Source organism: Pseudomonas flavocrustae, from assembly GCF_029872515.1.
GTDB lineage: Bacteria > Pseudomonadota > Gammaproteobacteria > Pseudomonadales > Pseudomonadaceae > Chryseomonas > Chryseomonas aestiva.
On record NZ_JAPDIQ010000009.1, the window covers coordinates 160,778 to 173,578 of the forward strand.

11 protein-coding genes are annotated in these 12,801 nt (G+C 66.5%); 5 read left to right on the plus strand and 6 right to left on the minus strand.

Annotation, left to right across the window (positions count from 1 at the left end):
• Positions 1–4 precede the first annotated feature (4 nt).
• The 3 genes from OMP44_RS19470 to tldD all read left to right on the plus strand — a co-directional run bounded on the left by OMP44_RS19470 (position 5) and on the right by tldD (position 6,290).
• On the plus strand, positions 5–3,835 hold the full coding sequence (locus OMP44_RS19470; protein ID WP_280310570.1) for a YhdP family protein: 3,831 nt from the start codon (positions 5–7) through the stop codon (positions 3,833–3,835).
• A 58-nt stretch (positions 3,836–3,893) separates the two neighbouring features.
• Positions 3,894–4,733, plus strand: coding sequence for a carbon-nitrogen hydrolase family protein (locus OMP44_RS19475; RefSeq protein ID WP_280310572.1), 840 nt, complete (start codon positions 3,894–3,896; stop codon positions 4,731–4,733).
• A 111-nt stretch (positions 4,734–4,844) separates the two neighbouring features.
• Positions 4,845–6,290, plus strand: a complete 1,446-nt coding sequence (gene tldD / locus OMP44_RS19480; RefSeq protein ID WP_280310574.1) for a metalloprotease TldD — start codon at positions 4,845–4,847, stop codon at positions 6,288–6,290.
• A gap of 35 nt (positions 6,291–6,325) precedes the next feature.
• Here tldD and yjgA read toward each other — a convergent pair whose 3' ends face one another.
• Positions 6,326–6,850, minus strand: coding sequence for a ribosome biogenesis factor YjgA (yjgA, locus tag OMP44_RS19485; protein WP_133859845.1), 525 nt, complete (start codon positions 6,848–6,850; stop codon positions 6,326–6,328).
• Positions 6,851–6,942: 92 nt separating this feature from the next.
• Between yjgA and pmbA the strand changes: the two genes are divergently transcribed.
• Complete coding sequence (pmbA, locus tag OMP44_RS19490; protein ID WP_280310577.1) at positions 6,943–8,292, plus strand: metalloprotease PmbA; 1,350 nt, start codon at positions 6,943–6,945, stop codon at positions 8,290–8,292.
• A gap of 224 nt (positions 8,293–8,516) precedes the next feature.
• Complete coding sequence (locus tag OMP44_RS19495) at positions 8,517–9,131, plus strand: superoxide dismutase (RefSeq protein WP_133859843.1); 615 nt, start codon at positions 8,517–8,519, stop codon at positions 9,129–9,131.
• Positions 9,132–9,198: 67 nt separating this feature from the next.
• Here the strand turns inward: OMP44_RS19495 and OMP44_RS19500 are convergent, their stop codons facing one another.
• The 5 genes from OMP44_RS19500 to OMP44_RS19520 form a co-directional block, all read right to left on the minus strand.
• Complete coding sequence (locus OMP44_RS19500) at positions 9,199–9,471, minus strand: HPr family phosphocarrier protein (protein ID WP_133859842.1); 273 nt, start codon at positions 9,469–9,471, stop codon at positions 9,199–9,201.
• A 31-nt stretch (positions 9,472–9,502) separates the two neighbouring features.
• On the minus strand, positions 9,503–10,357 hold the full coding sequence (rapZ, locus tag OMP44_RS19505; RefSeq protein ID WP_133859841.1) for an RNase adapter RapZ: 855 nt from the start codon (positions 10,355–10,357) through the stop codon (positions 9,503–9,505).
• Between the two features lies 1 nt (position 10,358).
• Positions 10,359–10,823 (minus strand): PTS IIA-like nitrogen regulatory protein PtsN, encoded by a 465-nt coding sequence (gene ptsN / locus OMP44_RS19510; RefSeq protein WP_133859840.1) that lies wholly within the window; start codon positions 10,821–10,823, stop codon positions 10,359–10,361.
• Positions 10,824–10,841: 18 nt separating this feature from the next.
• Complete coding sequence (gene hpf / locus OMP44_RS19515) at positions 10,842–11,150, minus strand: ribosome hibernation-promoting factor, HPF/YfiA family (RefSeq protein WP_007159519.1); 309 nt, start codon at positions 11,148–11,150, stop codon at positions 10,842–10,844.
• 91 nt (positions 11,151–11,241) lie between these two features.
• The gene (locus OMP44_RS19520; RefSeq protein WP_133859839.1) at positions 11,242–12,741 is read right to left on the minus strand and encodes an RNA polymerase factor sigma-54; all 1,500 of its coding nucleotides are present in this window, start codon (positions 12,739–12,741) and stop codon (positions 11,242–11,244) included.
• Positions 12,742–12,801: the final 60 nt, after the last annotated feature.

A 12,801-nucleotide genomic window follows, 5' to 3' on the forward strand; every position in this document is an offset into this window, starting at 1 on the left:
CTTGATGTCCCTGCTCAAACGCGGCGCGCTGGGTCTGGCGCTGCTGGTGCTCGTCCTGTTGACGCTCTACCTCGGCCTGGGGCGGTTGCTCATGCCCTGGGTCGGCGAATACCGCAACGAAGTCGAGTCGCGCGCTGCGGCGGCGCTCGGCGAGCCGGTGCGCCTGGGCCGACTCGAAGGACGCTGGGCCCGCTGGAATCCGGTGCTGATCCTGCGCGATCTGTCCCTGGGACGCGGCGAGGGCATGGTGCAGCTGGATCATCTCCAGGTGGTGCCGGATGTCTTCGGCAGCCTCTGGCATCGCCAACTGCGACTCAAGTCCGTACAGGTCGATGGCGTCCATCTGGTCCTGCAGGAAGACGCCCAGGGGCACTGGCAATTGCGCGGCCTGCCGCCGCGAGCGCCGGATGCCAAGCCCTTCGATCCGGGTCCGCTGCTCGATGGCCTGGCACGTCTGGGGCATGCCAGTCTGCTGGACAGCCAGCTCAGCCTGATTCCCCAGCGGGGTTCGCCGGTGACCCTGAGGTACGCCGAGGCCAGTCTGTCCCGGCAGCTCAGTGGCGCCCTGGAACTGGCGACCCGTTTCCGGCTGCCCGACGGTGGCACGGTAGCGGCGCACTTCACCGCCATGCCGCGTCCCGAAGACTGGCGTGCCAGCACCGTCGAAGGCTATCTCAGCCTGCCCGCCAGCGACTGGTCCCGCTGGGTGCCGGCGGCCCTGACCCGGCAGTGGCAACTGCGGCGTGCCCAGGCGGCAGGCGAGCTCTGGTTCGCCTGGGCCGAAGGTCGACTGGAGCGCTCCCACCTGCGGCTGAAAGCGGATGAATTGACACTCGCCTACGCCGATCATCCGCCGGTGCGCCTGCAGGCCCTGACCCTGGACGCCGACCAGCAGGCCGGCGACGCCAGCCAGTACCGTGGTGCCCTGGCGTTCAAGGCCCAGCTCGACGGCAAGCCGCTGGAGGCCCGCTATGGCCTTGGCTATGACAGCACCGCCCAGCACCTGCAGGTGCGCGGCGACCAGCTGGATCTCAGGCAGGCCGCCAGGCTGGCGCGGGACCTGGCGCCCCTGCCGGCACCGGTTGCCCAGGCGCTCCTGGCCCTGGCGCCCCATGGCCAGCTGCGCAACCTCAATGCCGACTTCTATCCGCAGAAGCCGCTGCGCGAGCGCCTTTCCTATGCAGCCAACCTGGATCGCGTGGGCTTTGCCGCCTATCACGGTGCCCCGGCCGCCGAGGGCGTCACCGGCAGCCTGAGCGGTAGCCTGGGCGGTGGCGAATTGCGTCTGGATACCACCGACTTCATGCTGCACCTGAGCGATCTCTTTCCCGAACCCTGGCGCTATCGCACCGCCAGGGCGCGGCTGACCTGGAGTCTCGACGACCAGCGCTTCACCCTGGGCAGTGCCCTGATGCAGGTCACCGGCCCGGAAGGCGCTGCCAGTGGCGACATGCATATCCAGCTCGGCCTGCATCCCGAGGTGGACAGCTACATGGACCTGCGCGTCGGCCTCAAGGATGGCGACGCCAGCTACACCCGCAAGTACCTGCCGACCAAACTGCCGGCCACGGATTTCAGCCCGGAGCTGGCCCAGTGGCTGAGCACCGCCATCGTCGGCGGTCGCATCGACGAGGGTATCTACCAGTACCAGGGATCGCTGCGCCACGGCTCGCCGGCGCACTCGCGCACCATGAGTCTGTTCTTCCGGGTGCACGACGCCCAGTTGGCCTATCAGCCTGGCTGGCCCGCCCTGCGCGAGGCGCGCGGCGATGTCTTCATCGAAAGCGATGGGGTCAAGGTGCAGGTCCCCGAAGGACGCATCCTCGACACCCGGGTCAGGGACGTCGAGGCGCGCATCCCGCTGCTGCACGATGGCAGCGCGCCGCACCTGCGGCTCAGCGCGCGACTCGACAGCAGTGTGCGCGATGGACTGAAGATCCTCCAGGAAACGCCGCTGCCGACCGCCAAGGTCTTTGCCGGCTGGAAGGGCGAGGGCGCGCTCGCCAACAGCAGCCTGAACCTGGACATCCCCCTGGCCAAGGGGCAGCCACCGGTGGTGGTGGTCGAGCTGACGCCGGACAAGGCGCGCCTGGAACTGGCCGATCCCCCGCTGACCCTCACCGAGCTGCGCGGCACCTTCCGCTACGACACCCGCAGCGGCCTCAGTGCCCCCGACATCCAGGCGCGGGTCTTCGACCAGCCCATTCGCGGTCAGGCGCTGGCCGAGGGCAAACCCGACGATCCGCGCACCCGGCTGGTGGTGGACGGCCGGGTCGACGTCGACCAGCTGGCGCGCTGGCTGGGCAGCGAAGGACGACCCATCCCGGCGCGCGGCCTGCTCGGCTATCGCCTCGGCCTGACCCTGGCCGAGCACGGCGAACTGGCGGTCACCTCGGATCTGCGCGGGGTGGCCATCGATCTGCCGGCGCCCTTCGGCAAGAATGCCGACGAGGCACGTGACGGCTTCTTCAGCCTGGCGCTCAACGACGGCGAGCGGCGGGTGGAGGCGACCTACAAGGGCCTCGCCGATGCCGTGCTGCTGCTCGATCCCAAGGCCATCGCCAAGGGCCGCGGCGAGATCGTGCTGGGCGGCGGCACCGCCAATCTGCCCACCGCCGCCGGCTACGACCTGCGCGGGCAACTGGCGGAATTCGACCTGGCCGCCTGGCAGGACATCTACCAGCGCTATGGCAAGGCGGGGAGCGGCGGCAGTGCAGGGCAGGGCGGTGGCAACACCCTGGACGTCTCCAGCCTCGGGCGGGGCGATCTCAGCTTCGGGCGCTTCCTGGCCTTCGGGCAACAGATCGACAACCTGCGCCTCACCTATGAACCCCAGGGCAGCGCCTGGCAACTCGGCCTGGCCAGCCAGACCATCGCCGGCCAGGTGCGCATCCCGCGCCAGACCGGCCAGCCGATCGACATCAACCTGCAGCACCTGCGCATCCCCCAGACGCCGGCGGACCCCTCGGTGGAAAGCGAGGCGCCGCGCCCCGATCCGCTGGCCGACGTCGATCCGCGCAGCCTGCCGGCGCTGAATCTGGTCATCGATCGCCTGGAGCTGGGCGGCCGTCTGGTGGGTGCCCAGCGCCTGCAGCTCAGGCCTTCGCCCTCAGGCGCCAACTTCAACGCCCTGGATCTCGACCTGCGGGGCCTCAAGGTGCAGGGCGCGCTGCGCTGGGAAGGCGCGCCAGGTGCAACCCACAGCTACTACCAGGGCCGCCTCGCCGGCGGCAATATCGCCGATATCCTGCTGGGCTGGAATTTCGCCTCCAGCGTCACCAGTCGCGATTTCCGCCTGGATGCCCGGGTCGACTGGCCCGGCTCGCCAGCCTATGTCGCCCTGGCCCGCCTCAATGGCAGCCTCGATGCCCGCTTCAATGACGGCCAGTTGCGCCAGGTGGAAGGCACGGCCTCGGCGCTGCGCATCTTCGGTCTGCTCAATTTCGAATCCATCCGCCGCCGCCTGCGGCTGGATTTCTCCGATCTGTTCGGCAAGGGCCTGAGCTACGACAGCATCACCGGGGTGCTCGACGCCCAGCAGGGGGCCTTCCGCACCCGCAAGCCCATCAGCCTCAGCGGGCCGGGTGCCGAGATGAGTCTGCAGGGCCTGCTGGACATGGCCAGCAACCGGGTCGATGCCAACCTCAAGGTAGGGCTGCCGGTCAGCAACTCCCTGCCGCTGGCCGCGCTGATCGCCGGGGCACCGGCCATCGGTGGCGCGCTGTTCATCGTCGATCGACTGATCGGCGATCGCATCACGCGCATGGCCAGCATCAACTACCACATCGAAGGCCCCTGGCAGAATCCGACCATGACCACGGGCAAGCGCGATTGAGCATTGCCCTGCGGCCGCACCGCTGCTTAGGATGGACGCTCCCTTCTGGAGTGCCTGCATGTCCATAGCCATCCTGCAGATGGTCAGCGGCCCCGCGGTGGCGGCCAATCTGCGCGCCGCCGAGCGACTGCTCGAACGCGCTGCCGGAGCGGGCGCGCGCCTGGCGGTGCTGCCGGAAAACTTCGTCGCCATCGGCCATCCGGCCCCCGCCGAGCTGGCGCGGGCCGAGGCGCTGGGGCAGGGCGAGATCCTGCCCTGGCTCTCCAGTCGGGCGCGCGAACTGGGGCTCTGGTTGCTCGCCGGTACCCTGCCGCTGCTGCCCGACGGTGCCACCGAGGGCAAGCCCTGTGCCTGTTCGCTGCTGTTCGACGACCAAGGTCGCCGCGTCGCCCGCTACGACAAGCTGCACCTCTTCGATGCCGACGTCAGCGACAGCCAGGGCAGCTATCGCGAATCCGACCACTATGCCGCCGGTGAGACCCTCACGGTGGTGGACACCCCGGTTGGCCGCCTGGGCTTGAGCGTCTGCTACGACCTGCGCTTTCCCGAACTCTACAGCGCCCTGCGCGCCGCCGGTGCGGAGCTGATCAGCGCTCCCTCGGCCTTTACCGTGCCCACCGGCCAGGCCCACTGGGAGCTGCTGCTGCGCGCCCGGGCGGTGGAGACCCAGAGCTACCTGCTGGGCGCTGCCCAGGGCGGTGTCCACGCCAATGGCCGCACGACTTGGGGCCACGCCATGGCCGTGGATCCCTGGGGCGAGGTGCTTGCCGTCCAGGCCAGCGGCGAGGCCGTGCTGCTCATCGAGCGCGATGCCGAGCGCCAGGCCCAATCGCGCCAGCGAATGCCCGTCACCCAGCACCGCCGCTTCCTGCCGGCGCGCCTGGCCGAACGGCAATGACGGCCATTGGTCTTTTGCATCAGGGATCAGTCACTTCCGCGAGTAGGCTAGAGGTCACCTCGCGGCCCTTTCATCGTTCCGACGCCCCCGGTGGCGTCGTCTGGAGTTTCCATGAGTGATTACCTGAATAGCGTCGGCTCGGCCCTGCTGGGCCCCGGCGGACTCGCGGTGGACGATCTGCAACCCGTGCTGCAGCGTCTGGCCGGACCCGGCATCGACGCCGCCGACCTGTATTTCCAGAGCATCGTCTCCGAGTCCTGGCTGCTGGAAGACGGCATCGTCAAGGAAGGCGGCTTCCACCTCGACCAGGGCGTCGGGGTGCGGGCGCTGTCCGGCGAGAAGACCGGTTTCGCCTACAGCAACGCCATTACCGGCGAGGCCCTGGATCTGGCCGCCCAGGCCGCGCGTTCCATCTCCCGCACCGGTGCCGAAGGCCAGGTCCAGGCGTTTCGCGCGGTAGAGCCGGCGCAGCGGCTCTATGGCCAGGACAATCCCCTCGAAGTGCTGGATCGCGCCACCAAGGTCACCTTCCTGAAGCAGCTGGACGAGGCGACCCGCGCCCTGGATCCGCGCATCCAGCAGGTCACCATCAGCCTGGCCGGGGTCTGGGAGCGCACCCTGGTGGCCGCGGTCGACGGCACCCTCGCTGCCGACGTACGCCCGCTGGTCCGCCTGGGCGTCAGTGTCATCGTCGAGCAGAACGGCCGCCGCGAGCGCGGCAACAGCGGCGGCGGCGGTCGCTGCGACTACCGCTATTTCCAGCGTGACGACCGCGCCCTGGGCTATGCCCGCGAAGCGGTGCGCCAGGCGCTGGTCAATCTCGAAGCCACCGCGGCCCCGGCGGGCACCCTGCCGGTGGTGCTGGGCGCCGGCTGGTCCGGCGTGCTGCTGCACGAGGCGGTCGGCCATGGCCTGGAAGGCGACTTCAACCGCAAGGGCAGCTCCAACTACAGCGGCCAGCTCGGTCGCCAGGTGGCGTCCTCGCTGTGCACCATCGTCGACGACGGTACCCTGCCGGATCGTCGCGGCTCCCTGTCCATCGACGACGAGGGCACGCCCAGCGGCTACAACGTGCTGATCGAGAACGGCATCCTCAAGGGCTACATGCAGGACAAGCTCAACGCCCGGCTGATGGGCGTGGCGCCCACCGGCAACGGTCGCCGCGAATCCTATGCGCACCTGCCCATGCCGCGCATGACCAACACCTACATGCTGGCCGGCCAGAGCGATCCGGCCGAGATCATCGCCTCGGTGGAGAAGGGCATCTATTGCGCCAGCCTGGGCGGCGGTCAGGTGGACATCACCAGCGGCAAGTTCGTCTTCACCACCAACGAGGCCTATCTGATCGAGAACGGCAAGCTCGGTCGCCCGGTGAAGGGCGCCACCCTGATCGGCAACGGCCCCGAGGTCATGAACCGGGTGTCCATGGTCGGCAACGACCTGGCGCTGGATGCGGGGGTAGGGACCTGCGGCAAGGACGGCCAGTCACTGCCGGTGGGCGTGGGTCAGCCGACCCTGAAGATCGATGCCATCACCGTGGGCGGCACCGGCGCCTGATGCAGGCGCCGGCCGTGGCCATCGCGGACAGGGACCTAGCGCAGACCGCGCTGGCTCTCGTCGAGGGTGCGGATGTACTTGAACACCTTGCGCGCCGCCGCCGGCGGCTTGTTGTGCGCCGCCTCGTGCTGGGCATGTCGCACCAGGCCGCGCAGGTGCTGGCGGTCGGTTTCCGGATAGAGCGCCACGAAGGCTTCCAGGGCCTGGTCACCCTCGGCGATCAGCCGGTCGCGCCAGCGCTCCAGGGCATGGAAGCGCTCGTTGTACTGCCGCGTCGAGGTGTCCATCTGGTCGGCCAGCGCCAGGATGGCTTCCAGGTCCTGGTCGCGCATCAGCTTGCCCAGGTACTGGACATGCCTTTTGCGCGCAATGTGCGTCTTGTGCTTGGGCGCCTCGGCCAGGGCCTTGCGCAGCGGATCGGTCAGCGGCAGGCGGTCCAGCTGCTCGGCCGGCAGACCGGCCAGGCGTTCGCCCAGATCCTGCAGCGCATGCAGCTCGCGCTTGACCTGTGTCTTGCTCTTTTCGCCCAGCGGCGCGTCGTCGTCGTAAGAATCAACCATGAACTATGGGGTCCAGCTAAGAATGGGCGCCATCATAACGAGTTGCCGCACGGTTGTCCGGCCTGGCCGGCGCCGTCCGTAAGGAGAACGTCATGAATCGCAACGCCGCCGTGGGTCCCGCTGCGCTCCCCGAATTGCGCGAACAGGTCGAGGCCATCCTGGCCGAGGCCCGGCGCCAGGGCGCCAGTGCCGGTGAAGTGGCCGTATCGGTCGACCAGGGCCTGTCCACCTCGGTCCGCAAGGGCGAGGTGGAAACGGTCGAATTCAATCGCGACCAGGGCTTTGGCATCACCCTCTATGCCGGTCAGCGCAAGGGCTCGGCCAGTACCTCCGCTACCGGTCCCGAGGCGATCCGCGAAACCGTGGCTGCGGCCCTGGCCATCGCCAAGCACACCTCCGAGGATCCCTGTGCGGGCCTGGCCGACGCCGAGCTGATGGCGCGCGGCGAGTTGCCCGATCTCGATCTCTATCATCCCTGGGACATCACCCCCGAGCAGGCCATCGAGCAGGCCCTGGCCTGTGAGGCGGCGGCCTATGCCGCCGACAGTCGCATCGGCAACGCCGACGGCACCACCCTCAATACCCACCAGGGCTGCCGGGTGTACGGCAACAGCCACGGCTTCGTCGGCGGCTATGCCAGCACCCGCCACAGCTTGAGCTGCGTGATGATCGCCGGCAGTGGCGAGGCCATGCAGCGCGACTACTACTACGACGTCAACCGGATCGGCAGCGAGTTGATGAGTGCCGAGGAAATCGGCCGCCGCGCCGCCGAGCGCGCCGTGAGCCGCCTGGGCGCGCGGCCGGTGCCCACCGCCAAGGTCCCGGTGCTGTTTTCCCCGGAAATGGCGGCCGGTCTGTTCGGCACCTTTCTCGCCGCCATCTCCGGCGGCAATCTCTATCGCAAGTCGTCCTTCCTCGAAGGCGCCCTGGGCCAGCAGGTGTTTCCCGACTGGCTGACCCTGGACGAGCGGCCGCACCTGCCGCGCGCCCTGGGCAGTGCCGCCTTCGACGGCGAGGGCCTGGCCACCTACGCCAAGCCCTTCGTCGAGAATGGCCGCCTGGTCTCCTATGTGCTCGGCAGCTATTCCGCGCGCAAGCTGGGCATGCAGAGCACGGCCAATGCCGGCGGCGTGCACAACCTCCATGTCAGCCACGGCACGGCGGGCCAGGCCGAACTGATCCGGCAGATGGGCACCGGCTTCCTGGTCACGGAAATGATGGGGCAGGGCACCAACCTGGTCACCGGCGACTATTCCCGTGGCGCGGGCGGCTTCTGGGTCGAGAATGGCGAGATCCAGTTTCCGGTCCAGGAGGTCACCATCGCCGGGCGGCTGGGCGACATGTTCCGCCAGATCCTGGCGGTGGGCAGCGACGTGGAACGCCGCGGCAGTCTGCGCACCGGCTCGGTGTTGATCGATGGCATGACCCTGGCGGGCAGCTAGTGCAGGTCACCGCAGACGTGGTGGAAAGGAAAATCCTGTCGAACGGGAGACAGCCCACCCCGTTACTCGTTAGTATCCTAGCAATGCACTAGGACATAGCCGTGCGGTTGAATCTGCTGACCGGACGGCCCAGGCTTCAGACGGTGCGCCGTGGCGCACCAGCCGTACACCCCATCGCCCAAAGGCAATGGGTCCTTACCAAAGCCACCATGGAGACAATCCGCATGCCGCATACTCTGCCTCAGCTGCCCTACGCCTACGACGCGCTGGAACCGCACGTCGATGCCCAGACCATGGAAATCCACCATACCAAGCATCACCAGACCTACATCAACAACCTGAACGCGGCGCTGGAAGGCACCGAGTTCGCCAACCTGTCGGCCGAAGACGTGGTTCGCCAGCTGGACAAGCTGCCCCAGGACAAGCGCGGCGCCGTGCAGAACAACGGTGGCGGCCATGCCAACCACAGCCTGTTCTGGACCGTGATGGCCCCCAACGCCGGTGGCAAGCCCGAAGGCGCCCTGGCCGAAGCCATCGAGTCCCAGCTGGGCGGCTTCGATGCCTTCAAGGAAGCCTTCACCAAGGCTGCCCTGACCCGCTTCGGCAGTGGCTGGGCCTGGCTGAGCGTCACCCCCGAGAAGAAGCTGGTGGTCGAGAGCACCGGTAACCAGGACAGCCCGCTGATGACCGGCAACACCCCGATCCTCGGCCTGGACGTCTGGGAGCACGCCTACTACCTGCGCTACCAGAACCGCCGTCCCGAGTACATCGGCGCCTTCTTCAACGTCATCAACTGGCCGGAAGTGACCCGTCGCTACGAAGCGGCGCTGAACGCCTGAGTCGACGCCCAATAAAAAAGCCGCCCTCGGGCGGCTTTTTTATTGGGCGATGCTGGAGGAGGGCCGATCACTCACCTTCGTCGAAGTAGTTGTTGATCAGCTCGACCAGGGCGCGCATGGCCTCGTCGCTCTGTTCACCCTCGGTTTCCAGTTGCAGCACCGTGCCCTTGCCAGCGGCCAGCATCATGACCGCCATGATGCTCTTGCCATCCACGGGCGGCTCGCCACTGCGGCCGACACGAATGCTGGCAGGATAGCGGCCGGCCACGCCGACGAACTTGGCAGCCGCACGGGCGTGCAGGCCCAGCTTGTTGATGATGGTGATCTGTTGGGCAGGCATTGAGTCTGTCCTTGTCGAAACAAAACGGGCGTCAGAGATCGCGGTGACGAATCTGGACGTTCTTGAGCAGGTCTTTGAGTTCGCGACCCAGGCGATCGGCCAGATAGACCGAACGGTGGTGACCACCGGTACAGCCAATGGCCACGGTCACATAGGACCTGTTGTTGGCGGCAAAACGCGGCAGCCACTTCACCAGGTAATCGCGGATGTCATTGTACAGGGTCTCTACCTCGGGCTGTTGCTCGAGATAGTCGCGTACCGGCGCATCCAGTCCGGAAAAGTCGCGCAGGTCCGGTTTCCAGTAGGGATTGGGCAGGAAGCGCACATCGAACACCATGTCCGCGTCCACCGGCAGCCCGCGCTTGAAGCCAAAGGATTCCACCAGGTAGGCGGTACCGGGCTCCGGCGCGTTCAGCAGGCGCAACTTGAGGATGTCACGCAGCTGATAGAGATTCAGGTGGGTGGTGTCGATCTTCAGGTCGGACAGGTCGGCGATGGGCGACAGCAGCACCTGCTCGTCATGGATAGCTTCGGCCAGGGACCTTTCCTGGTTCGACAGCGGATGCCGGCGGCGCGTCTCGGAAAAGCGCTTGAGCAGCGCCTGGTCATCGGCATCCAGGTAGAGGACGTCGCAGCGGATGTTGCGACTGCGCACCTGTTCGAGCAATTCGGGAAAGCGTTGCAACTGACTGGGCAGGTTGCGCGCATCGATGGACAGGGCGACCTTGGGCTGGGGGCGCTCCATGTCGGTCAGCGCATGCTGGGCCAGATCGGGCAGCAGACTGGCCGGCAGGTTGTCGATGCAATAGAAGCCATTGTCCTCAAGCACGTTGAGCGCCGTACTCTTGCCCGACCCGGAACGTCCGCTCACGATGATGAGGTGCATGTCAGTGTCCGCTCTGGGCCTCGACGACGATCTGATAGAGCGCCTGGCTATCCCTGGCCTTGCGCAGCCGCTCGCGGATGTCGGCGCGATCGAGGATGCCGGCGATCTGGCGCAGCAGGGTGAGGTGCTGCTCGGTGGCGGCTTCCGGGACCAGCAGGACGAACACCAGGTCTACCGGAGCGCCGTCCAGGGAATCGAAGTCCACCGGTTGCTGCAGGTGGAAGAGCACGCACAGCGGTTGTTGCAGCCCCGCCAGGCGGCAGTGGGGAATGGCAATGCCATTGCCGAAACCGGTCGAGCCCAGGCGCTCGCGCGCCATCAGGCATTCATGGATGTGCGCCGCGTCATGGCCGGGCAGTTCCTGCGCGGCCAGTTCGGCAATGCGTTCCAGTACAGCGGCTTTGCTGCCACCCGGCGCACCCGTCTGGGTGCGGCCGGGGGTCAGGATGTTTTCGAGTCTGATCATAAAGCGGCGATCGAAACCTCAGCGGACGCCGACGCCCTGCTGGCGTTCGATCGATTTTTCCTTGTGTTTAATCAGTTGGCGGTCGAGCTTGTCGGCCAGGAGATCGATGGCGGCATACATGTCGTCGTGCTCGGCATTGGCAACCACCGCGGCGCCGGCGACGTGCAGGGTGGCTTCGGCTTTCTGCTTGAGCTTGTCCACTTCCAGGATGACCTGGACGTTGGTGATACGGTCGAAGTGCCGTTCGAGGCGGGCGAGTTTCTCGCCGATGTAGTCACGCAGGGCTTCTGTCACTTCAAGCTGATGGCCACTGATGTTGACTTGCATACCGCTTCTCCTTATTGCCGGGCTGCGATCGGCGAAGCTGCTCGCCGACATGACAAGGATCGAACGAAGCACGGTCACACATCAGGACGCGTCAGATGAGACGCTTGCGTTCGCTGGACGGAGCGATACCCAGGGATTCCCGATACTTAGCCACCGTGCGACGAGCGACTTGTATACCTTGCGATTCCAGTAAACCAGCGATCTTGCTGTCACTCAACGGCTTTTTCGCGTTTTCCGCCGCCACCAATTTCTTGATGATCGCGCGGATCGCGGTGGAGGAGCATTCGCCCCCCTCGGCGGTGCTGACGTGGCTGGAGAAGAAATACTTGAGTTCGTAGATGCCACGCGGGGTGTGCATGAACTTCTGGGTGGTCACCCGGGAGATGGTCGACTCATGCATGCCCACCGCCTCGGCGATGTCATGCAGGACCAGCGGCTTCATCGCCTCTTCACCGTATTCGAGAAAACCGCGCTGGTGCTCGACGATCTGGGTCGCCACCTTCATCAGGGTCTCGTTGCGGCTCTGCAGGCTCTTGATGAACCAGCGCGCTTCCTGCAGCTGGTTGCGCATGTAGGTGTTGTCGGCGCTGCTGTCGGCGCGCTTGACGAAGCCGGCGTACTGGGGATTGACCCGCAGACGCGGCACGGCTTCCTGATTGAGCTCCACCAGCCAGCGCTCGTTGTGCTTGCGGACGATGACGTCCGGCACCACGTATTCGGCTTCGCCGGATTCGATCTGCGAGCCGGGGCGCGGATGCAGGGTCTGGATCAGTTCGATGACGGGCTTGAGCTCGTCTTCCTTGATCTTCATGCGCCGCATCAGCTGCGCATAGTCGCGGCTGCCGAGCAGATCGAGATAGTCACTGACCAGGCGCCTGGCCTCGCCGAGCAGGGGGAGATTGGCCGGTAGCTGGGCCAGCTGGATCAGCAGGCATTCGCGCAGATTGCGGGCGGCGACGCCGGCCGGCTCGAATTGCTGGACGCGTCTGAGCACCACCTCGACTTCATCGAGATCGACTTCCAGCTCGGGATCCAGCGAGGCATGGATGTCTTCGAGGCTTTCCTGCAGATAGCCGTCGGTGTCGATGCCGTCAATGATCGCCACGGCGATCAGGCGATCGAGATCCGACATGGGCGCCAGGTTGAGTTGCCAGAGCAGGTGGGTCTGCAGGCTCTCGCCCGCCGAGGTGCGGGTGGTGAAGTCCCACTCGTCGTCGTCATTGCTGGGCAGGCTGCTGGCGCTGGTCTGGTAGATGTCTTCCCAGGCGGTATCGACCGGCAGCTCGCTGTCGCTGGGAATACGCTCGCTCCATTCGGAGTCGTCGGCCATCTCGTTGACGGCGACCGAGGTTTCCTTGAAGGTGGTTTCCAGGTTGCCCGCGCCCGAGCTCTCATCGCCTTCGCTCGAGGCTTCGCTCTGGTCGAAGTCTTCACCTTCCTCCTGGCGTTCCAGCATCGGATTGGATTCCAGGGCTTCCTGGATTTCCTGCTGCAAGTCGAGCGTCGAGAGCTGAAGCAGACGTATGGCTTGTTGCAGCTGCGGCGTCATCGTCAGCTGCTGGCCCATCTTGAGGACTAGCGATGGTTTCATGGCTGCGGAAATACACCTTGTCTACCGACGCGAACAGCGCCACCGAACCTCGCGAACCCT